This window comes from Dellaglioa sp. CoH-57-MRSF-21 (genome assembly GCF_056781915.1).
On record NZ_JBXAXU010000001.1, the window covers coordinates 205,486 to 228,859 of the forward strand.

The 23,374-nt window shown below is 34.1% G+C and carries 19 protein-coding genes and 1 pseudogene; 16 read left to right on the forward strand and 4 right to left on the reverse strand.

Going from position 1 to position 23,374, the window contains the following annotated elements; genetic code table 11:
- The first annotated feature begins 115 nt into the window (after positions 1-115).
- The 6 genes and pseudogenes from AC1RPQ_RS00970 to AC1RPQ_RS00995 all read left to right on the forward strand — a co-directional run bounded on the left by AC1RPQ_RS00970 (position 116) and on the right by AC1RPQ_RS00995 (position 6,846).
- Positions 116-2,836, forward strand: a pseudogene (locus AC1RPQ_RS00970) (sigma-54-dependent transcriptional regulator).
- 131 nt (positions 2,837-2,967) lie between these two features.
- Positions 2,968-3,279: a PTS sugar transporter subunit IIB gene (locus tag AC1RPQ_RS00975; RefSeq protein ID WP_409021738.1), complete on the forward strand. Its 312-nt coding sequence runs from the start codon at positions 2,968-2,970 to the stop codon at positions 3,277-3,279.
- 22 nt (positions 3,280-3,301) lie between these two features.
- Positions 3,302-3,619 carry a PTS lactose/cellobiose transporter subunit IIA gene (locus AC1RPQ_RS00980; RefSeq protein WP_481760986.1) on the forward strand — a complete coding sequence of 106 codons (318 nt, stop codon included), beginning with the start codon at positions 3,302-3,304 and terminating at the stop codon, positions 3,617-3,619.
- A gap of 27 nt (positions 3,620-3,646) precedes the next feature.
- Positions 3,647-4,933 (forward strand): PTS sugar transporter subunit IIC, encoded by a 1,287-nt coding sequence (locus tag AC1RPQ_RS00985; RefSeq protein WP_409021736.1) that lies wholly within the window; start codon positions 3,647-3,649, stop codon positions 4,931-4,933.
- 64 nt (positions 4,934-4,997) lie between these two features.
- The gene (locus AC1RPQ_RS00990) at positions 4,998-6,404 is read left to right on the forward strand and encodes a glycoside hydrolase family 1 protein (RefSeq protein WP_481760985.1); all 1,407 of its coding nucleotides are present in this window, start codon (positions 4,998-5,000) and stop codon (positions 6,402-6,404) included.
- A 19-nt stretch (positions 6,405-6,423) separates the two neighbouring features.
- On the forward strand, positions 6,424-6,846 hold the full coding sequence (locus AC1RPQ_RS00995; RefSeq protein ID WP_481760984.1) for a DUF3284 domain-containing protein: 423 nt from the start codon (positions 6,424-6,426) through the stop codon (positions 6,844-6,846).
- Positions 6,847-6,894: 48 nt separating this feature from the next.
- On the opposite strand, the gene AC1RPQ_RS01000 is transcribed toward AC1RPQ_RS00995, so the two are convergent.
- Positions 6,895-7,752, reverse strand: coding sequence for a DegV family protein (locus tag AC1RPQ_RS01000; protein WP_481760983.1), 858 nt, complete (start codon positions 7,750-7,752; stop codon positions 6,895-6,897).
- Entirely contained in the window at positions 7,753-8,274 is a 522-nt protein-coding gene (locus AC1RPQ_RS01005; protein WP_481760982.1) for a DUF1836 domain-containing protein, read from the reverse strand.
- A 162-nt stretch (positions 8,275-8,436) separates the two neighbouring features.
- On the opposite strand from AC1RPQ_RS01005, the gene AC1RPQ_RS01010 reads away from it, so the two are divergent.
- Positions 8,437-9,855, forward strand: coding sequence for a C69 family dipeptidase (locus AC1RPQ_RS01010; RefSeq protein ID WP_481760981.1), 1,419 nt, complete (start codon positions 8,437-8,439; stop codon positions 9,853-9,855).
- A 167-nt stretch (positions 9,856-10,022) separates the two neighbouring features.
- Here the strand turns inward: AC1RPQ_RS01010 and AC1RPQ_RS01015 are convergent, their stop codons facing one another.
- Positions 10,023-10,733 (reverse strand): GntR family transcriptional regulator, encoded by a 711-nt coding sequence (locus AC1RPQ_RS01015; protein ID WP_481760980.1) that lies wholly within the window; start codon positions 10,731-10,733, stop codon positions 10,023-10,025.
- 362 nt (positions 10,734-11,095) lie between these two features.
- Between AC1RPQ_RS01015 and AC1RPQ_RS01020 the strand changes: the two genes are divergently transcribed.
- The 5 genes from AC1RPQ_RS01020 to AC1RPQ_RS01040 all read left to right on the forward strand — a co-directional run bounded on the left by AC1RPQ_RS01020 (position 11,096) and on the right by AC1RPQ_RS01040 (position 15,608).
- The gene (locus tag AC1RPQ_RS01020) at positions 11,096-12,478 is read left to right on the forward strand and encodes a glycoside hydrolase family 1 protein (protein ID WP_481760979.1); all 1,383 of its coding nucleotides are present in this window, start codon (positions 11,096-11,098) and stop codon (positions 12,476-12,478) included.
- Positions 12,478-13,926 (forward strand): PTS sugar transporter subunit IIC, encoded by a 1,449-nt coding sequence (locus tag AC1RPQ_RS01025; RefSeq protein ID WP_481760978.1) that lies wholly within the window; start codon positions 12,478-12,480, stop codon positions 13,924-13,926. The genes AC1RPQ_RS01020 and AC1RPQ_RS01025 overlap by 1 nt, the downstream gene beginning before the upstream one ends.
- A gap of 15 nt (positions 13,927-13,941) precedes the next feature.
- A complete protein-coding gene (locus tag AC1RPQ_RS01030) occupies positions 13,942-14,262 on the forward strand; it encodes a PTS sugar transporter subunit IIB (protein ID WP_481760977.1) in 321 nt (106 codons plus the stop codon).
- A 21-nt stretch (positions 14,263-14,283) separates the two neighbouring features.
- Positions 14,284-14,616, forward strand: coding sequence for a PTS lactose/cellobiose transporter subunit IIA (locus tag AC1RPQ_RS01035; RefSeq protein WP_481762169.1), 333 nt, complete (start codon positions 14,284-14,286; stop codon positions 14,614-14,616).
- 110 nt (positions 14,617-14,726) lie between these two features.
- Positions 14,727-15,608 (forward strand): ROK family protein, encoded by an 882-nt coding sequence (locus AC1RPQ_RS01040; RefSeq protein ID WP_481760975.1) that lies wholly within the window; start codon positions 14,727-14,729, stop codon positions 15,606-15,608.
- Positions 15,609-15,686: 78 nt separating this feature from the next.
- Here AC1RPQ_RS01040 and AC1RPQ_RS01045 read toward each other — a convergent pair whose 3' ends face one another.
- Entirely contained in the window at positions 15,687-16,574 is an 888-nt protein-coding gene (locus tag AC1RPQ_RS01045; protein ID WP_481760974.1) for a phosphate ABC transporter substrate-binding protein PstS family protein, read from the reverse strand.
- 261 nt (positions 16,575-16,835) lie between these two features.
- On the opposite strand from AC1RPQ_RS01045, the gene AC1RPQ_RS01050 reads away from it, so the two are divergent.
- The 4 genes from AC1RPQ_RS01050 (at position 16,836) to AC1RPQ_RS01065 (ending at position 23,201) form a co-directional block, all read left to right on the forward strand.
- Positions 16,836-18,803 (forward strand): ABC transporter ATP-binding protein/permease, encoded by a 1,968-nt coding sequence (locus AC1RPQ_RS01050; RefSeq protein WP_481761143.1) that lies wholly within the window; start codon positions 16,836-16,838, stop codon positions 18,801-18,803.
- Between the two features lie 88 nt (positions 18,804-18,891).
- Positions 18,892-19,572: a TetR/AcrR family transcriptional regulator gene (locus AC1RPQ_RS01055; protein WP_481760973.1), complete on the forward strand. Its 681-nt coding sequence runs from the start codon at positions 18,892-18,894 to the stop codon at positions 19,570-19,572.
- Between the two features lie 6 nt (positions 19,573-19,578).
- Positions 19,579-21,318, forward strand: coding sequence for an ABC transporter ATP-binding protein (locus AC1RPQ_RS01060; RefSeq protein ID WP_481760972.1), 1,740 nt, complete (start codon positions 19,579-19,581; stop codon positions 21,316-21,318).
- The gene (locus tag AC1RPQ_RS01065) at positions 21,318-23,201 is read left to right on the forward strand and encodes an ABC transporter ATP-binding protein (protein WP_481760971.1); all 1,884 of its coding nucleotides are present in this window, start codon (positions 21,318-21,320) and stop codon (positions 23,199-23,201) included. Before AC1RPQ_RS01060 ends, AC1RPQ_RS01065 begins: the two co-directional genes overlap by 1 nt.
- Positions 23,202-23,374 lie beyond the last annotated feature (173 nt).

A 23,374-nucleotide genomic window follows, 5' to 3' on the forward strand; every position in this document is an offset into this window, starting at 1 on the left:
TTTCTGTGTAAAAGGAGAAAAGTAAGCCAGCAAATATTAGTGTGTAAATGTAAAAAAGATTGCGGTATACTAGTGGTAAGCGTTTTCTTTTAGCGTGTAAGGGAGTAGTGATAACTTGGGAGATCGAAAAAATGATATTTATAATCTTTTAAAAAATAAGGAAATAGCGATGGATGCGACACAGATTGCAGACGAGCTTAATTGCAATCGCGCAAATGTGAGTCGTTATTTGAATGATTTATATAAAAATGGTGACGTTACAAAAAGTGATGGGCGCCCTGTTCTCTATCAGTGGGCATCACTTGAAGAAAAAGAAACACGTCAAAAAGAAATTAATGATAAAAGTGTTAAAGAGATGAGTTTCAAAAAGTTAATCGGGTCTAATGATTCATTAAAGGTTATGATCCAACAAGCCGAAGCAGCCATTTTATATCCACCAAGAGGACTACACACAATTATTTTTGGTGAAACGGGAACGGGTAAATCTTTGTTTGCTGAATGTATGTATCAGTTTGCATTAGAATCAGAAATGGTGAAGGCTGATGCGCCTTTTATCCGGTTTAATTGTGCGGATTATGCGAATAATCCACAGTTACTTTTTGCGCATATATTTGGTGTTAAAAAAGGGGCCTACACAGGTGCTGATCAAGATAAAAAAGGATTAATGGATAAAGCTAACGGTGGTATTTTATTCTTAGATGAAATTCATCGATTACCTCCTGAGGGACAAGAAATGCTCTTTACCTTTATTGATAAGGGGTTTTATCGGCCTTTAGGAGAGTCTTCAATTACTAAAGAAGCGAGTGTACAGATTATTGGGGCAACGACTGAAACGTCAGAAAATTTTTTGAGCACATTTAATCGACGTATTCCAATGGCAATTACATTACCGCCTATCTCAAAACGAACAATTGATGAACGTTATGGGATAGTCATGAATTTTTTTGAACAAGAAGTCGGTAGATTGAGCCAAGATATTATTGTTGAGCGAGATGCGATGCTTGCATTAATGTTATACGAGCCTGAAGCAAATATTGGTCAAATTCAGAGGGATATTAAAGTTGTTTGTGCAAAGGCCTTCTTGTATTTTAGAACGCATGAAACGGCTTCGTTATATATCAGATTAAAAGACTTACCATTGAATGTTCAAAAAGGACGTTTGGAAGGTAAATCCAAATATAAAAAAATTGATGTCTTAATGGAACGTTTAGCGAAACGAACAAATGAAAAAAATACAAAAGTTGTGACTTTTAAAAATAGCGAAACGGTAGAAAAAAACGATCAAAAACCAACGGTTTATGAAACAATTGATAAAAAAGTGAGTGAAACTGATAAACAGAATTTTAAATCACTAAATCTTAAAACGTTAATCGATTCAGATGATAAAGGTTATTTTAAAGATTACATTGAACAATTATCGGGTGAAGGCGTTCGAAAAGAGTTACTACCAGATGATATTTGGACGGTTACCAATGAAGTTTATGACTTAGCCCAGAATAAATTAGGGCAAAAATATAATGAAAATGCACGATTTGCATTTGGATTACACCTTGTTAGTGCTATTGAAAGAATCAGGAAAAATGTCGCAATTATTCATCCTGATTTAAATAATTTACGACAAAAAAATCCAAAAGCCTTTCGTGTTGCACTGGAAATGGCAGATAAAATTGAACATGAATTTGATATTGAAATTCCATTAGATGAAATTGGATTTATTACAATGTTTTTGAGCTCTGATTTAAGTGTTAAGAAACAACAAAATGAAATTAAAGTCGGTATCATCGTGCTAATGCACGGGGCATCAACGGCTTCTTCTATGTTACAGACAGCACAAGAATTACTTGGTACAACAAAGGGAAAAGCAATTAATATGCCACTTGATGTAAATGTTTCGGAAATTTATGATCAAGTACGAGATTATGTACTGGATAGTCAGGAACAATTGAAAAAAGGGTTATTACTTTTAACTGACATGGGCTCTTTAACTAGTTTTGCATCAATGTTAGGTGAAGAAACAGGGATTAATATTCGAGCTGTTTCAATGACGAGTACGTTAGTTGTGCTTGAATCATTAAGAATTGCGATTGCCGGTCGTGAACTAGAAGATATTTACGCAAATGCACAACATATTTTTGAATCGTCTGTAAAAGAGCAGTTTTTCCATATGCATCCTAGGAAAAAAGCAGTTATCGTAGCTTGTTTTACCGGCGAAGGTGTCGCCGCAAGATTATATGATCGTATTATGCCAATTGTAAACGAAGACGAAGTTAAAGTAATTCGGATGCAATATTTAGAAAAAGATGCATTTAAAAAGCACATTAATACATTAATGCGCGATTATGATGTGAAGGCAATTGTTGGTACCGTCGAGGTTTCTTACCAAAGAGTGCCATTCTTTTCTGCTTTAGATATCTTTAATGATGAAACCTTACAAGTTTTGCAGCGGATGTTGTCTGATAACGACTTAACGCGAGAAACAATTAATGCATTGGAAGGTAGTATTAATTCAGTTAATTCTGTCCCAGATTTAATTCATACTATTCAAACCATGATTATTAAAATTTAATCAGATTTACAGATTGTTCTTGATCCAGAGATTATCGTAGGGATCATGATGCATCTAGCATTTCTAGTAGATTCAAGATTGAAAAATCAATCAATTAAACCGTTTAAGAATGTCCAAGAATTTTCAGCTGAGAATCATTTACAGATGGAAATAGTTAAAACGGCCCTGATTATTGTTGAAAAAATGTATAATATTAAGATTTCAGATGATGAAGTTGCCTATATTGTCCAAATTTTTATGGGTAATACGTTGAATAAAGTCAGTGTGTAATAGTGACTAGTAGTGTGCAAATAAAATAAAAGACCATCGAAAGCGCTTTCTTAAAGCCTTTTCGATGGTCTTTATTTTTGGCATGGAACTTGCGTATATAAGAGTATAAATAGAAAAAGGAGTGGCAAATTATGAAAACGATTATGTTAGTTTGTTCAGCGGGTATGAGTACAAGTTTATTGGTGTCAAAAATGCAAAAGGCTGCAGAAGCAGAGAACTATGATTCAGAAATCTTTGCAGTTGGTGCTTCAGAGGCAGATTCAATGCTTGAATCAAAACCAGTTGATATTTTAATGTTAGGCCCACAAGTTCGTTTTATGAAAGATGAATTTGAAAAAAAGGTTGCTGACAAAAATATTCCGGTAGAAGTTATCAATATGCAAGATTACGGCATGATGAATGGCGAAAAAGTTCTTGCAACAGCTAAAAGCTTAATTAAATAAAAAATAAAAGGGGTAATCAGATATGAACGAAAATGATGCACAAATGCAAACAATCATGGGGCTGATTGTTAATGGTGGAAACGCTAAAAGTGATTCTATGGAAGCAATTCACGCCGCTAAAAAAGGCGATTTTGAAACCGCAGCTGCTAAGTTAGCTGATGCTGACAAATCACTCATTGAAGCACATCATTCTCAAACAGCCATGTTAACGCAAGAAGCTTCAGGGGATCCGGTACCAGTTAGTTTATTAATGGTTCATGGACAAGATCATTTAATGAATGCGATTACATTTAGAGACTTAGCTGGTGAGGTAGTAGATCTATACAAAAAAATAGGATAAGTACTAAACTTTAAGGAGGAACTACTCATGGACAAATTTATAAAATGGATGGATATTCACTTTATTCCAGTAGCTTCAAAAATTGGGGCACAAAGACATTTGGTGGCAATTCGAGATGCATTCGTTGTTATTATGCCACTTATGATTTTAGGTGCTCTGGGAACATTAATTAATAACTTACCAATTCCAGGTTTTTCAAATTTTATGGACGGACTATTTCCTAAAATAGTTAACGATGTTCCAATCTGGAAGGGTGTAGGAGCAGGCGTTTGGAATGCTAGTTTTGGTATTATGTCATTATTCGTTGCATTCTTAGTAGCTCATAACGTTGCAAAATCATATGGTAAAGATGGTATGGCTGCTGGTACAGTATCAGTTGCTTCATTCTTCGCTTTAGGTGGTTTGCAATTAGCTGGGATGTCTTCAGTAGGATTATTCGTTGCACTTGTTGTCGGTTTGGTTTCAGCAGAATTATTCCAACGTTTAAGTGGTAACAAACATTTAATCGTTAACATGCCTGATGGTGTTCCACCTGCTGTTGCAAAAGCATTCGCTTCATTATTTCCAGCAATGATTGTTGTTACAATCTTTGCCTTTATCAATACATTATTCCAAGGATTCGGCGTAACTGATATTATTGCATCATTCTACAAACTTGTTCAAGAACCATTTATGGGCTTGGCAAATTCATATCCATCAGCATTATTATTAGCATTTATTGCACCATTCTTATGGTTCTTTGGTTTACATGGAGCTAATATGATTGATCCATTAATGCAAACAATTAACGCACCTGCTATTGCAGCTAACGTTAAAGCACTTAGTGAAGGTAAAACAATTCCTTTTATCGTTAACAAACCTTTCTTCGATTCATTTGTTAACTTAGGTGGAACTGGTGCAACTATTGGTTTGATTATTGCCATCTTCATTGTTGGTCGTAAAAATAAACCTTACAAAATGATTGGATCACTATCAGCAGCTCCTGGTATTTTCAATATCAATGAACCAATGATGTTTGGACTTCCAATTGTGTTGAATCCAATTATGTTCGTACCATTTATTTTGACACCAATGGTACTTGTGACTGTTGCGTATATTGCAACCGCCACTGGAATTGTGCCAGCAGCAACGGTAATGCCCCCATGGGTTACACCACCAGTAATTGGCGGGATTTTGGCAACTAAGAGTTTAGCTGGTGGGGTTTTAGCCGCAGTTAATGTGGTTATCTCAGCGTTAATTTACGCACCATTCGTTATCTTAGCAACAAAACAAATTGAAAAAGCTGAAGCAGAAGCTGAAGCAGCAAAAAAATAAAATAAAAGCGAATCTCTTTACGTTATTCTGTAAAGAGATTTTGTGTTAAATAAAGGAGTTTACTATGGTTAAATATGAATTTCCAAAAGATTTCTGGTGGGGGTCAGCTGCGAGTGGACCACAATCTGAAGGTCGTGTTTCAGGAGATGGAAAAGCTGATAATATTTGGGATGCTTGGTATCAAGCAAGCCCTGAAAAGTTCTTTAATCAGGTTGGACCCGAAAATACATCAAGGGTTTATCAAAAATACCAAGAAGATATCTCTTTGATGAAACAAACAGGTCATAATTCATATCGGACTTCAATTCAGTGGTCACGTTTGATTCCAAATCCATTCACTGGAGAGGTTAATCCTGAAGCTGTTACCTTTTATAACCATTTAATAGATGATTTAATTGCCGCTGGAATTGAACCTTTTATGAACCTTTACCATTTTGATATGCCAATGGTGTTACAAGAAAATGGTGGTTGGTTAAATCGTGAAGTTGTAGACTTGTATACGGACTATGCAGAAACTTGTTTTAAATTATTTGGCGATCGCGTTAAAAAATGGTTTACTCAAAATGAACCGATTGTTCCAGTTGAGGGTGGGTATTTATATGGATGGCATTTACCTGATGAACGTAATTTAAAGCATGGTGTCCAGGTGGCTTATCATGAAGCATTGGCAAGTGCTAAAGCAGTTGAAAAGTATCATTCACTCAATTTAGGTGGCACAATTGGGATTATTTTAAATTTAATGCCAACGTATCCAAAAGATGAGACAAATCCAGCAGATGTTAAAGCAGCCAAATTTGTTGATGGATTCTTTAATCGTTCATTTTTAGATCCCGCAATTAAAGGCACTTTCCCTCAAGATATTGTTGAGTGGTTGCATGAATATGACTTAATGCCAATCTATCATCAAAGTGATTTAGATGTTATTAAAGAAAATACTATCGATTTATTAGGCGTTAATTATTATCAACCAAGGCGAGCAGCGGCGAAAATAATTAAAGCCGAACCAGAAGGTGAAAATGGCTGGATGCCTGAAGATTTTTATACAGTATACGATATGCCTGGAAAAAAAGTTAATCCTTATCGTGGCTGGGAAATTTATGAAAAAGGAATTTATGATGCACTAATCAATATTAAGGATAATTATGGTAATATTGATTGTTTCATCTCTGAAAATGGGATGGGTGTTGAAGATGAAGCCAGATTTATTAATGCAGATGGGCAAATTAATGATGATTATCGAATTGAATTTGTTCAAGATCATTTGAAATGGGTTCATAAGGCACTTGAAGAAGGTAGTAACGTTCATGGCTACCATATGTGGACATGTATGGATAATTGGTCATGGTTAAATGCTTACAAGAACCGTTACGGATTTATTAGTGTTGATTTAGATAATGAAGCAAAACGCACAATTAAGAAGAGCGGTTACTGGTTTAAAAAAATGACAGAACAAAATGGATTTAATGACTAAAAATGGAGGCGAATGACTGATGGAAATGGAAATGAAATTAAAAATGCCTGCAGATTATCTATTTGATCAAATTATGGAGTCCGTACTATATGATATTAAAGATCAGACAGGTCAGAAATTAACAAAAAATCAATTAGAGGGTTTTGCGTTCACGAAAAAGTTTTCAAAAACACAATCAGCTGCTTTAAAAGTAACAAAAATAGTTGAAAACGAAAGTTATCATTTTCAAACGGATAACAATCGTAATAAATTTGATGTAAGTTACGATATTAAGGTAATTGATGATAAACGTTGTTTGTTAAGTTATAAAGAAGTCATGACTTCTAAAGGCAAGATGCAACAAATGAATGATGCCTTCATGAGTATTCTTATGAGTTTCTTTAAGAAGAGAAATTTCAAAAAAATGCTTAAACAAATTGAAAATAAGTATGCAACTAATTAGACTAAAAATAAAGAAGCAAACCGTATTTATCGGTTTGCTTCTTTATTTTTAGTCTAAAATTTCAACACCAATACCGATAACACCAGGGCCAGCATGAACACCAAGAGCAGGTGATGCATCGCCAAAGTAAAAATGTTCAGCATTTGGATACTTAGTTTTTAAGGTTTCGAAGATACTTGCTGCTAAAGGCTCATTATTACCATATGCAACGGCTATATCGAAATGAAGAGAATCGCCAATCTTATCATCAACGAGTGATAATAATTTTTTTAGTGCAGCTTTTTCGCCTCGAGCTTTTGCAATAGGATAATAAATACCATTTTCATCACATGAAATAATTGGTTTGATGTTTAAGAGATTCCCCATAAGACCAGAGACACGTCCAATACGGCCACCAACTTGAAGATAGTGTAGGGTTGGTAAATAGAAAAAGACACTACTTCTATCAACCGCTAGTTGAACCTTTGTGACAATTTCGTCAAAATAATTGCCTTCTTTAATTAAGTTTGATGCTAAAATACCAGCTAATCCACCACCAATACCAACATTTTTTGTATCGATGACTTCAACAGTTAATGATGATAATTTGGCGAATGTTTTAATTGAATTATAAGTACCAGACAAACCGCTTGAGATCGTTGTTGCAATAACATGTGTATAGCCATCGGCTTTAATTTGGTCAAAAACGTCGTTAATTGAGCCACCTGAAGGCGTTGCGGTTGTTGGAATCTCAGTCTCCATACGTTCATAAACTTCCGCAGGTGAGATAGAGATACGATCTAAGTAAGTTGCATCACTGAATGTAATTAAAATAGGGACCATATAAATATGTTCCTGTTCCATAAATTCTTTAGGAATATCCGAACCTGAATCTACTAATACTGCTATTTTTTCTTTACTCATCATTTAATTGGCCTCCTTCATTAATATAACTAATTTTTCACTGATAATATGATTAATCACGGCACTTGCAGCCGTTCGTTGTTCTAATTCAATGATTGTTGTTTCAGTCGTGACGGGCTTTAAGTTGGTATCAAAGGTTAAAGATTTAAGTTGTTCGTTAAAAATTAAAGCGAAGTTCATGTAAGCATCTTCAGATGAGTTATCGACTAAAATTTGGTCGATACCATTCTTGATAACATCTAACGGAAAAGCAGATTTTAAAACAGTAATAACAATGATTGCTGCTAAATGTTCCTTGCGATATCTTTTTTTGATGGGTTTAAACATAACTTCTTTTTTTACGTAATTATTGACCATTGTAGGTGTTACAGGCATTAAGTGTAATGGCTCTAAGTATTGATTAACAAGTTTCACGGATTGATCCATATAAAGGTCTAATTCCGGGAAATCTTGCCAATCAGGTAATGTAATTTTCTTTAAGCTATCTAGCCAATTTAAAAAAGATGATGGAACTTTTTGGCTCAAATGATAACCCCCCTTAACGTAATATCTTTATATTAGCATTTACATCTAGAGTTGTAAACTAGATTTAACTGTTTCTTAAAGTATATAAAAATAGCATGTTTATATGAAGATAAAAGTTGTACACTATAAGGGTATTTAATAATGAGAAGGAGTGAATTATTTATGATGGAACAAGCATGTACAACAATTTTAGTTGGTAAGAAGGCCACAATTGATGGCTCAACGATGATTGCTAGAAATGATGATACGTTTTTGCCTATTACACCACAACGATTCTTGATGTACCCTGCAGTAACCGGACGTCATGAAACGTTAACTTCGAATAAAAATGGGTTTACTGCACCATTACCAGAAAATGGGTATCGCTGGACAGCAACACCTAATGTTGAGGTATCCAGCAAAGGTGTCTTTGATGAAAGTAGTATTAATGAAAAAAATGTTGCAATGAGCGCAACAGAAAGTGTCTATGCGAATGAACGTGTTTTAGCATACGATCCTTTAATTAAAAATGGTTTAGCAGAAGATTCATTACAAACAATGGTTGCACCTTATATTAAATCAGCAAAACATGGTGTTGAATATTTAGGGGCTTTAATTACAAAATACGGTTCACCTGAAGGAAATGGTGTCTTATTTAGTGATAAAAATGATGTTTGGTACATGGAAATTGTTACCGGACATCACTGGATTGCACAACGTATTCCAGATGATGCTTATGCTGTTGCAGCTAATCAAGTTGCTATTCAAGAAATTGATTTTGATAATACAGATAACTTTATGTGGTCAGACGGTATCCGTGAATATGTAGAAGAGCATCATTTAAACCCTGATAAAACAGGCTGGAACTTCCGTCATATTTTTGGAACAGACACAGAAAAAGATCGTCATTACAACACACCTCGTGTCTGGTATGGTCAACGTTGTTTGAATCCAGAAATTAAGCAAGAACCAACTTCAAGTGAATTACCATTCATTTGTTACGCAAATAAAAAAATCAGTGTTGAAGATGTGACTGCTATTTTAGGTTCACATTACAATGAAACACAATATGATCCATTTGGTCATGGTGCTGATGAAGATCGTTTACGATTCCGTCCTATTTCAATGAATAGAACACAAAATGCACACGTTCTTCAATTGAGAAATAATGTTGATGATGCACATTCTGCATTAATGTGGATCTGTTTAGGTGTTCCAGCATTTGCACCATTTGTGCCATTCTACACGAATGCAACAGACACAGACCCAAGTTACAGCGAAACACCGTTAACACTAGATATGAATAGTGCTTATTGGATGTATCGTACGGTTTCGATGTTAACAGAATCACATTATTCTCATTTTATTCAAGAAAATGTTGATTACTTAAAGGCATGTCGTCAACAGTTGAAGACGATGGTTGCTGATATTGATGCAGCATCTACAGATATGAGTGGGGATGAATTAACAAACTACCTCACACAACAAAATTACGCAATTGTTGCTGATATGCGTGAAAGAACGATGAACATGATTGGTCAATTCATTACTGAAGGATTAACATTATCTAAATTAACATTTAACATGGATGCTAATTTATAAAAATAATATTTAACATGGATGCTAATTTATAAAAATAATATTTAAATACTTTGTACGCAAAAAGGCGTAATTCCAATATAACTTTGGAATTATGCCTTTTTGCGTACCCACATATATTAAGTACAGATAATTATTTTTAATGTAAGTTAGTTCATAAGTGTGCCAGTTTAATTTGATTCAAAAACAAAATAAGAGCGTTTATTAAATTCATTTCTTGATTTTGAGTACTCGATGGCGTGACCATTCACAAGCCAAACAATTTGTTCTACTTCTAATATTGGCGTTTGTTCAACAACGTTTAAATAATTGATATCTAATTCAGTGGCTTGTCTGGCTTGTATTTTTCTAGACATACCTGACATATTTAACCCTAACGTATTTTTAATATAACTATATATGGAAGTTTCCAGTACGGATTTTGATAAACCTGGAACTAATTTAACAGGCATGTACGTATCTTCCAAGATGAAAGGATTTCCATCTAAAAGTCGGAGTCTAATAATATGGTATGTTGGCTCTTCTGCACTAATATTTAAATGAGTTTGAACCTCTTTTTGAGGGAATACAACTTCAAACTTAATGACGTGACTTGTTATTCTGTCCCGTCCTTCTTGTTTACTTAATCCATCAAAATTATCTGCCGGTGCATCAACGCTATTGATAAGAGTCGAGGGACCTATAACAACTGTTCCAAAACCAGATTTTTTTAATATAAATCCTTCTCGTGCTAAGTCATCTAACGCCTTCTTTAAGGTTATTGAACTGACATCGAAGCTAGCAGATAATACTTTTTGATCAGGTAAAATGCTACCTTTTGGATATATATTAGAAAGTATTCGTTCCCGAATTATATTTTTAACTAACTCATATTTTTTCATAAATCCCTGTTCCCCCATAGATTTTAATGTCAAATTTAGTATTATTTAAACTTTAGGTGCGATTTTAAAAAGTATATTACTCTGCTTATTAAAAATTAGATCTCAAAAAAAATAGGTATGATGTAACTATTTTAGAATTAGAGAATATTGTACCGATATTTAGTATGACTAATTAATCGGTTAATACCGAATTATAACACTCAACTACCCTCTTTTCTATATAAGTGATAGCCAGAGTTTAATAAAACATATATCTTTTGTATAACAAAAGTATTGTTTTATTATACAAAAGATATATAATAGTAAATGAAAGCGATTTCTTAGTTAAAAAATAATTTATTAGAAGAAGGGTTGATTGATATATGATAAATGAAAATAAGATGCCTAAAGGTTTTTATTGGGGTAATTCTGTATCAAGTATGCAGACAGAAGGAGCATGGCAGGCAGATGGTAAAGGGCTATCAGTTTATGATATCCGTGACTCAGATAAAGGTGTATCCGATTGGCACGATGCGATTGATGAGTTTAACAGATATGAAGAAGATTTGGATTTAATTGCAGATATGAATATGAATATGTATCGCATTCAGATATCGTGGACTCGAATAGTACCTGATGGTGATGGAACTATCAACGAGAAAGGTTTTGAGTATTATGACCGATTAATTGATGGGATGATTAAGCGTGGTATTGAGCCAATGGTTTGTCTCTATCACTTTGACATGCCGTTAGCGTTGGCCCAAAAGCAAAGTGGATTTCTATCTCGTAAAACTGTTGATGCTTTTGTTAGGTTTGGGAAAGTCGTTATTGATCATTTTTCAGACAGAGTTAAATATTGGATTACATTTAATGAACATAATCTATACTTCACTGATGAAACATTTCATATTTCTGGATATACCAAGACGGAAAAAACAATTGACGATATGTATACCATATTCCATCATACGATGATAGCTCACGCACAAATTGCACAATATATTCATGAACAATATAAAGAACTTAAGATTGGAGGTATGTTGGCATATACACCAGTTTATCCAGCAACGACTAATCCAAAAGATTCTTTTGCAGTAAGAAAACAAAATGAATTTATTTATGAAAATCTAAATTCGTTATTTGTCGGACAATCATATTCTCCTGAAGTACTTAAATATATAGAAGTGAATAATATTCAAATGGATTTTAAAGATAGAGATAAGCAATATTTAAATAAAATTAAATCTGATTTCATTTCCTTTAGTTACTATCGCACAATGGTCATGGATGCTGATAAAATTCCAAGTGACGAGGCACCAAATAGATATATGAATTATAGTGTAGAAGAAAATACTTATTTATCTAGTAGTGAGTGGTCATGGAATATTGATCCCTTAGGATTCCGAAATGTAATTACAGATTTGCATAATCGTTATAGATTACCTGTATTTCCAATTGAAAATGGAATTGGCATCAAGGAGCACAGGGACAGCACAAATATAATCCAAGATGATGCTCGAATTGAATATCATAAAAGTCATATTAAGGCTATGAAGGATGCAATGTTTATTGATGGTGCTCAAGTTGTGGGCTATCTGGGTTGGGGATTAATTGATATTCCTAGTTCACATGGTGACATGGAGAAAAGATATGGTGCAGTTTTTGTTGATAGAACAAATCATGATTTGAAAGATATGAAGAGAGTTCCAAAAAAATCATATTATTGGTTTAAGGATATCTTAGAAGAGAATGGAGAAAAAATATAATGGAAAATAAAACTGAAAATAAAGCAAACACGTTCATTACGAATAAGTTATTACCTATAATTATGAAATTTGTGAATACAAAACCTATAAGGGCTCTGCAAGATGGAATGGTATACGCATTACCTTTTATTATTATAGGATCCATATTTTTAATTTTGTCCAATTTCCCGGTGCCAAGTGTTGCAGATGCGCTTAAAGATTCAGGTTGGTCAGCATTTTTCACACAAGCATATACAACAACATTTGGTATTTTATCTATCTGGGCGGTAGTTGGTATCGCGTACGTATATGTTCGTAATGAGGGATATGAGGCATTACCCGCTGCATTGACAGCATTATCATCTTTCTTGATGTTACAGATGCTCCAAGTGGCCGCACCTTTAGCCGGAGTAATGGGTAAAAATGGAGCAGGTATTGTTAACAGTGCTGGTAAAGAGGTCCTAAGTGGTTCTGCAATAACAGAAAATATAGACAAATTACCTCATTCGCTTCAATCATTCATGCAGTCGCCAGTTAATGGTGTAATTAACATTAGTTGGTTGAGCGGTCAAGGAATGGTGGCTGCAATTATTGTAGGTATTTTGGTAGGTTGGGCATATACAAAAATGATTAAAGCTGGTTGGAAAATAACACTCCCAGAACAAGTGCCAACTAGTGTTGCTAATCAATTTACTGCCATGATTCCATCTGGTGTTATATTAACTGTTACTATGTTAATCTTTGCTTTAATTAAGACAGTGTTAAATACAGATATGTTAAATCTCATTTATAAGATGTTAGCAGCACCTATGCAAGGACTATCAGATTCATTAATTGGGGCTATATTGATTGCCTTCTTAGTATCATTCTTTTGGTTCTTTGGTGTTCACGGAGGACTGATTGTCGGTGGAATTGCAGGAGCCTTCTTAATTCCTAATACTTCTGGAAACGCTGCTTTATATCAAGCTGGTAAATTATCGTTAGGTAACGGGGCACATATTGTTACTAATGAATTTTATAATAATTTTATTAACTTGACGGGATCTGGAATAACCATCGGACTAGTTATTTTCACACTAGTTGCAGCTAAATCTGTTCAGCTTAAAACAATCGGTAAAATTGAGCTTATTCCAGCTATTTTTAATATTAATGAGCCTTTTCTTTTCGGATTACCTTTAGTTATGAATCCATTTTTAGCTATACCATTTTTCATGGTACCAGTTATTGTAGCAATCTCTACTTATGGGGTAATTTATTTCGGAATTGTACCACCTTTAAATGGTGTTGCGGCACCTTGGACAACGCCAGCAGTTATTTCAGGATTTTTAATTGGAGGTTGGAAGATGGCCTTATGGCAAGCGGTAACGTTAGTAATATCAGCTGTCGGATACTATCCATTCGCTAAAAAATATGATCAATATTTATGTAATCAAGAACAAGAGCAAGAATTAAATAATAAAGCAGAGTGAAAGGAATAAAAAATCATGGAGAAAAAAATTATTATGTTAGCTTGTTCAGCTGGTATGTCTACATCTCTACTAGTATCAAAAATGCAGGCGGCAGCTTCTAAGCAGAAAAAAGATTATGAAATATTTGCAACATCAACATCAGATGTAGACCATCAAATTGAAAGTGTTCATCCGGATGTATTGTTATTAGGGCCACAGGTCAGTTATATGAAGGAAGAAATTAAAAGTAAAACTGATGCTGCTGGAATTCCTATGGACGTCATTGATATGCTAGATTATGGGATGATGAACGGTGAAAAAGTATTACAAACAGCAGTAAATTTAATTGCGGAATAAAATAAATTTAGTGAAATGGGGATGAAAAATATGAATGATAAAGATATGACTGTAATAATGGGAATTATTATGGAATCGGGGAATGCGAAGGGATTTGCCGCTCAAGCAATCCGCATGGCTGAGCAGTCTGATTTTTCTAAATCTGATGATTTTATGAACCAAGCACAAGAGGCGTTAACTAAGGTGCACAATATCCAAACTACTTTGTTAACAAAAGAGGCCAATGGTGAAAAAACGAAACTTAATTTGTATTTGATACATTCGCAAGATTGGCTAATGACGAGTATCTGTTATATTGATTTAGCTAAAGAAATTATAACTATGTATAAATCAATTAAAAAAAACGCCGTATAAAATGACGCATTATAGACGTGCTATGAGAACTTCTTTAATTTAATACGTTTATTAAAAATTATAATTATCAGATACTAAAAATATTAGTCGAATGACTGAAAAGGAGAACAATGGGAACTATATTAGCAATTGATATTGGTGGGACAACCGTAAAGTATGGAGAATGGAAAGAAAATCAGTTCATTTCACGTGGTAAGAGGGAGACCCCTGAGACGTGGAAAGATATGAAAACTTTAATTAAAAATTTATATAATAGTTGTCAGAACGCTGAAGGTATAGCCATTAGTTCTCCAGGATCAGTTGATACGGTAAATGGAATTATTCATGGGATTAGCGCCATCCCTTATATACACAATTTTCCGATTAGGGATGAGTTGGAACAATATTTAGGCGTACCAGTTTCTATACAAAACGATGCTAATTGTGCAGCATTAGCTGAGAATTGGATTGGAAACGCTAAAGATGTAGATGATTTTGTTTCTATTATCATTGGATCTGGAGTTGGTGGTTCTGTAATAATGAATAAAAAATTAAAGGCCGGAAGTAATCTATTTGGTGGCGAATTTGGGTACATGATTTTAGATGTAAATGATGATCGTACTTTCAGTGAGTTGGTTAGTCCAGTAAATCTTGCCAAACAGTATTCTTCAGAAAATAATCGTGAAATTAACGGAAAACAATTATTTGATTTATCTGACTCTGGTGATGATAAGGCATGCCAAATTGTAGATGATTTTTATAAACATTTAGCCGTAGGAGTGTTTAATCTACTTGTATCGTATGATCCTGACCTTGTTTTAATTGGAGGCGCTATATCTGAAAGACCTGGTTTGATTAAAACACTAAATAAATATATTAATCAATTAATCATTGCCAAACGTGCGGATGGCCTTAAGTATAATTTAAAAACATGTTATTTTTATGGAGATGCTAATATGATTGGCGCAATATACCAATATAAAACAAATTTCATAACCTTTAACACTATTTAAATATAAAAAAGCTCATAATTATTAGATTTAGATCTAATAATTATGAGCTTTTTGTATTGAATGTTCTATTTTTTACAGCTATTTATTAATTTCTTCAATAGTACCCTTAGCGTCTTTTTCAACTTTCATATCTGAAATTGAGATATAACCTAATTTCTTGATTAAGCCGTTTTGAATTTTGTCTGATTGAATATAACCAATAAATTTAGCTGTTGCGTAGTTAGGAGAACCTTTAGTATACATATGTTCGTATGACCAAATTTTCCAATTGTTTGTTTCAACATTTTTTGATGTTGGTTTAACGTTATCAATAGATAATGCTTGGATGTTATCTTTTAAGTACGAGAATGCTAAGTAGCTGATGGCACCTGGTGTTGAAGATACCATTTTTTGAACTGTACCGTTTGAATCTTGTTCTTGTGTTTGTTTAGCTGTTTTATTTGGAAGGATACTACTATCAAATACGGTACGTGTACCCGAACCAGAAGCACGATTAATGACAACAATCGCTTGGTCTGCTCCGCCAAGTTCTTTCCAGTTTGTTGTCTTACCTAAGAAAATGTTAGCAAGTTGTGCTTTTGAGAGGTTAGTTACTTTTGTATCTTTGTTGACAACAGGTGCAATACCAACAACGGCAACTTTGTGATCAACAATCTTTTTAGCATCTACGCCGTCTTTTTGTTCTGCAAAAATGTCAGAATTACCAACGGTAACAGCACCTGTAGAAACTTGGCTTAAACCAGTACCTGAGCCACCACCTTGCACGCCAATTGTTAAACCTGAATTATCTGCTTGATAGGTTTCAGCTGCTTGTTCAACTAAAGGTTGTAAAGCAGTTGATCCAACAATAGTAATTTTACCTGTAATTTTTGATGAATCATCTGAAGAAGATGATGATTTACCACATCCTGCCAACAATAAAAGACCCATTGCTGCTATCGAAATAATTGCTGTTTTCTTTCTCATAATTAACTTCCCCTTTTATTTTGTATTCGTATTTAAGAACAACTTCATAATATCAGTTAAATGTTATGGTTCTGTATGAATCGTGTAATGATTTACACCTGAAATTGTAAAGAATGGGTAAAGGTGGAGCGAAATACTTTGCTTTTGTGAGTGTGATTATCTATAATAAAAACCAGCTCATTATGACAGTCTGTCATAAAAACGGAAATAGGGGGAGACAAATTGATTCTAGAAATAAAAAACGTTTCAAAAACGTATAATATGGCTGGTGGTACGACATTCAAGGCTTTAAAAGACATTAATGCTTCTTTTGACAAAGGAGAATTAGTTTCAATAGTTGGTGAATCCGGAAGTGGTAAATCAACATTAATGAACTTAATAGGTGGATTGGATTCAAATTTTGATGGCGAAATTACGTATAATGGTGAAAATATTGGTGATTTTTCTGAAAAAGAACTTGTTAACTTTCATAAGAAGAGTATTGGATTCATTTTTCAAAATTTTAATTTAATTCCTCATTTAAGTTTGATTGATAACGTTGCTATGGCAATGACGCTTTCAAATGTTGATAAATCAGTACGTGTCAAACGTGCTAAAAAATTATTAACAGACGTTGGGTTACAAGATCATATGACAAAGAAGCCAGATCAAATATCTGGTGGGCAAAAACAACGTGTTGCTATTGCACGTGCCTTAATGAATGATCCTGATGTCATTATTGCTGATGAACCAACAGGTGCTTTGGATTCAGAGACAACTGATGCTGTCTTAGAAATTATCAAAGATATCGCAAAGCGTGGTAAATTAGTTTTAATGGTTACTCATTCAGATCGCGTTGCGGCATATTCAAGTCGTGTTGTACGAATTGATAATGGTGCAATTATTTCTGATTCCGAACAAGAACAATTAGAGTTGCATACTAATGAAGATGAATTTAAAGGCGAAACGCCTAAGAATTTAAGTCTATGGTCTGCAATTCGATTAGCTGCACTTAATATGAAAGCTAAATTTTCTCGTAATTTACTTGTTGCTATTGGCTCAAGTATTGGGATTATGTCTGTTGTTTTAATGTTATCGCTTGGAAAAGGGGTAACAAGTTATATAAAGGATACGATGACTAGCTACGTGAATCCCAATGTGACTGAAGTTCATATGAAGGCAAAAACAAGTTCTTCAAGTAGTAGTTCTAAAACAGCAACACCAGCTGCTGGTTCTCAAGCCCAAGCAGCGCAAGCTAAAGAACAACAAAGTCAAATGGCTGCAATTACTGGTCAGACAGGATCATTTTCTAAAAAAGATATTAATAAGTTAACAAATATTAAACATGTGAATGAGCTACAAAAGGGTTATACAGCAATTTCACTAGGTACAAATACAGTTTCATATAAGGATAAAAAAGCTAGTTTGATGCAGTTGGGTACAATGAACTCAGGTATTACAAAATCAAACATTACCAAGGGTACTAAACCAGGTAAGGATGGCATTTTATTAGATAAAACAACTGCAGATTCATTAGGCAAGAACATTGTTGGTAAACAAGTTAAAATTGCGATTGTTTATAACGAAAAAACGATTAAGAAAACGTTCAAAGTTGCCGGAATTTATGAAGCATCTGGAAGTAGCAGTTCAAGCAGTTTAGTTTACTTGAATTACGCTGACTTACAACAATTAGTTGAAGATAATAATGAAACAATTAAACCAAATGTTGTTTATCTTCATACAAACGATAAGGCTAATACGGCAGGTATAAAAGCTAAAGTTAAATCATTGGGTTACACAGGTTCAATTCAAGAAAAAATGTCAGAAATGTTTACTCAAATGTTAGATATTTTGACAGACGTTTTAACGGCCGTAGCTGCGATATCATTGCTCGTTTCTGCAATTATGATATTAGTGGTTCTAAATATATCTGTTGTTGAAAGAACAAAAGAAATCGGTGTTATGAAAGCTTTAGGAGCACGTCGTAAGGATATTCGCCGTATATTTGTTTCCGAAGCGTTCCTAATTGGATTAGCATCTGGCTTAATTGGTGTTGGCGTAACGTATATTTTAGCCTTTGGGTTAAATGCATTCTCAGTTGCAACATTCGATGTTACGATTGTTAAAGTTACAGCTAGTTATGTATTCTCTGGTATTTTAATCAGTGTCTTGATTAGTATGGTTGCTAGTTTCTTACCAGCAAACAGAGCATCAAAACTTGATCCAGTTGAATCTTTAAGAAAAGAATAAGTAAATAAAGTTGCATTTTTAAATAAAGACTAGTAACATGACAAGTTGTCACATGACAGCTTGTCATTTTTTGTATAAAGGAGAAAATATGCCTAAAAAAACGTATTTTAATTTAGATGAAGATAAGCAACAACGGATATTGGATGCTGCTAAAGAAGAGTTCTCAAGAGTACCCCTGTTTGAAGCATCAATTAGTAATATCATAAAAATTGCAGATATTCCGCGAGGGAGTTTTTACCAATATTTCGAAAATAAAGAAGATTTATACTTTTATTATTTTGATACTATTCGACAGAATCAAACTAAAAGATTTGGTGAATTATTAAAACGAAATCAAGGTGATGTCGTGACGACTATGAAGACCTTTTTTTCAGAAACGATTGCGAATACAGTGTCCGGAGAAGATGCTGCATTTTTTAAAAACGCCTTTGTCCGAATGGACTTTAAAATGAGTAGTCGGATGCAGCCACATCATCCTCACCACCCGCATCATAGTGGGAAACAGCCACATTTTGGTGGACCATTTCATCAAAATTTAAAAGCAGATTTTGATATTATGAGTGAAATTGATCGGTCTTTACTAACCATTTCCTCAGATGAAGAAATTAGTTTACTTATGTTTTCTTTAATGAGTCCATTTATGAAAACTATTAATGATTATTTTTCAAAACAAAGAGAAGGTATTGAAATACCTGTTGAAGAGTTACAAAAAGAATATGAAACAATGGCTAACTGGGTAGCTATTGGTGTTTCAAAAAGGAAGGAATAAAAATAAATGATAAAAGTAATGAAAAATCGCGTTAGCGTTTGGGCAATGTTTGGTGCATTTATATTTATGATTGTCCAAGTTATCTGCGATTTATATTTACCAACATTAACATCAGACATGATTAATAAAGGTGTCTCACAAGGCGATGTTGCGTATATCTGGCAGGTGGGTTATGTCATGTTAGGCGTAGCAGCTATTGGTATTGTTGCGGCAGTTGGTAATGTCTTTATCGCTTCACGCTTAGCGCAAAAATTAGGACTTAGATTAAGAAGTCATATTTACAAAAAAGTACTTAATTTTTCAAGTCATGAATTTGATCAAATTGGAAATTCAAGTTTAATTACAAGAACATCAACTGATGTTCTACAAATTCAAAACGTTACCGTTATGATGTTAAGAATGATGATCCAAGCGCCTATTATGTTGATTGGTGCTAGTATTTTAGCTTATAACAAACAAAAAGAATTAACCGTGATTTTTTTAGTAGCTGTTCCAATTTTAATTATATTAATTGCTTCAGTTATGTATTTTGCAGTGCCGCTGTTCAAAACGTTACAAAAAAGAATTGATCATATTAATCTTGTCTTTCGTGAAGGTTTAACAGGTGTTCGTGTTATTCGCGCATTTAACCAAGATAAATATGAACAAAATCGTTTTGATCGTGTGAATAAAGAATATACAGATAATGCCCGTAAAGTATTTTCAATTACGGCGCTAATGTTCCCCATGATGACTTTAGTTCTTAGTGCAACCAATATCGCAATTATCTGGTATGGTGGTCATTTAATTGGAGATATGTCGATGCAAGTGGGTAATCTAGTTGCGTTTATGACGTATGCAATGCAAATTTTATCAAGTTTTATGATGTTATCGATGGTATTTGTCATGTTACCTCGTGCGCAAGCTGCTGCAGCACGTATCAACGAAGTTTTAGATACGAAGAATTCGATAAAAGACCAACCTGATGCAATTACAGTTGATCGTAGTAAAGTAGGAGCAAGTCAATTGTCATTTGATAAAGTTAATTTCCGGTATACGGGTGCTGAAAAAGAAGCCCTAACAGATATTAACTTTGAAGCAAAGGCGGGTCAAACGATTGCGATTATTGGTGGTACTGGATCTGGTAAGTCAACGTTAATTAATTTAATTCCACGATTGTTTGATGTTGAGTCGGGCGATATTAAAATTGATGGTAAATCAATTTATGAGTTAACCCAAGTAAGCTTACACGACCAAATTTCTCTTGTTCAACAAAAGACAGTTCTTTTTAGAGGAACAATCCGAAGTAATCTACAGTTTGGAAATGAAACGGCAACAGATGATGAGTTGTGGCATGCGCTAGAAATAGCACAAGCTAAATCGTTTGTTGAAGAATCAGCGGATGGCTTAGACGGCATAGTTGAACAAGGTGGAGATAACTTCTCTGGTGGCCAAAAGCAACGACTTGCAATTGCAAGAGCATTAGTTAAAAAAGCTTCTGTTTACTTGTTTGATGATTCATTCTCAGCGCTTGATTTTAAAACAGATGCTAAATTACGTGGCTCACTTAAAACGGATGAAAGCATCAAAGATAGTGTTGTCGTAATTGTGGCACAACGGATTTCTAGTGTGACAAGTGCCGATTTAATCTTAGTTATCGATGGTGGAAAAATCGTTGGTAAAGGGACTCATGAAGAATTGAAAGCCACGAATGAAACCTATCAAGAAATTATGCAGTCACAAATCAGAGAGGGGGATGCAGAGTAATGGCAGATAATAAGTCAAAACAAGCAACGCAACCTATGCGGGGCGGTCGAGGTGGACATGGCAATATTGGACGACCAGTTGAAAAGCCTAAGAACTTTTGGAAAACAATTGGGCGTTTAGCGAAATACATGTCACCATGGTTAATTTCAATAGGGATAGTATTAGTGCTAGCCATTATATCTGTAATTTTCCAGGCGGTTTCTCCTAAAATTTTAGGACGCGCAACAACCGAGATTTTCTCTGGGGTAACTAAAGGATTCACTCAAATGAAACAGGGGCAGAAAGTAACCTCGTTGCCAATTAATTTTGATGCAATTAAGAATATCTTACTTACAGTTGGTATTATGTATATTGCGTCTGCACTTTTCAGTTTTGTGCAGCAATTAATCATGACTAATATTTCTCAAAAAACGGTGTACGCACTTCGTAAAGATATTAAGGCTAAAATGGAACGCGTGCCTGTTTCTTACTACGATACACATCCAAATGGTGATATTATGTCTCGTGCTGTAAATGATGTGGATAACATTTCTGGAACGTTACAACAAAGTTTTACACAGTTAGTAACAAGTGTTGTGACCTTTGTCAGTGTTCTCTATATGATGTTTTCAATTAGTTGGCAATTAACGTTAATTGCTTTGATTATTGTTCCTTTGAGTTTGGTTGTTGTCTCATTAATTGCGCCTCGTTCGCAAAAGTTCTTTGCTGGACAACAAAAGAGTTTAGGACTTTTGAACAATCAAGTGGAAGAAACGTATGCGGGTCATACGGTTGTTAAGACTTTTAATAAAGAAGAAAAAAATATTGATATTTTTGAAAAACAGAATAATGATTATTATAAAAGTTCATGGAAAGCACAATTTATTTCTGGATTAATTATGCCAGCAATGAACTTTATTAAAAATATTGGCTATGTCTTTGTGGCAATTGTTGGTGGAATTAAGGTTTCACAAGGAACAATTACTTTAGGTAACGTCCAAGCCTTTTTACAATATGTGAACCAATTCTCACAACCAATCACTCAAATTGCCAACTTATCTAATACGATTCAAGCAACTGTAGCTTCTGCAGAACGAATTTTTGAAATCTTAGATGAAGAAGAATTGAAAGATGAAAGTAACGATGACTTACCAATTGCTGATAATGGTAATAAAATTTCCTTTGATCATGTTCAATTTGGTTACTCAGATAAGAAGCTTTTGATGACAGATTATAATTTGGATGTTAACGAAGGACAAAAGGTAGCAATTGTTGGACCTACAGGTGCTGGAAAGACAACGATTATTAACTTAATTGAACGCTTTTATGATGTCTCAGCGGGATCAATCCGACTAAATGGTGTCGATACTAAGAATTTGAAACGAGAAGATTTACGTAAGTCAATCTCGATGGTGCTTCAAGATACTTGGTTATTTACAGGTACTATTATGGAAAATATTCAATATGGTCGTGAAAATGCAACGGATGAAGAGGTTTATGCTGCAGCAAAAGCCGCTCATGTTGATACATTTGTTCGTCAATTACCAGATGGTTATCAAACTGTTCTGAATGAAGACGCTTCAAATATTTCACAAGGACAACGTCAATTGTTAACGATTGCTCGTGCATTTTTGGCTGACCCAGAAATTTTAATTTTAGATGAAGCAACGAGTTCAGTTGATACACGAACTGAAGTTTTGATTCAAAAAGCGATGGATACCTTATTAGATAGCCGAACAAGTTTCGTTGTGGCGCATCGTCTATCAACGATTCGTGATGCGGATAATATTATTGTAATGGATAATGGCTCAATTATTGAAACTGGAAATCATGATGCTTTGATTGCTAAAAACGGGTTTTATGCTGATTTATATAATAGCCAATTTGCAAACGGTACTATTTAAATTAAAAATAATGAGCTGAATTTGACCTTAGTTAAATTTGTGTTCATTATTTTTTCGTTTTTAAAATACTTGGGCATTCTTACCGGCTTTTAATCTTCTTCTTACGACGTTGATAATTTAGCGTATAATAAAAAAGACTCTAAAACAGTAGATGATTATTTAGAAAATGAGGT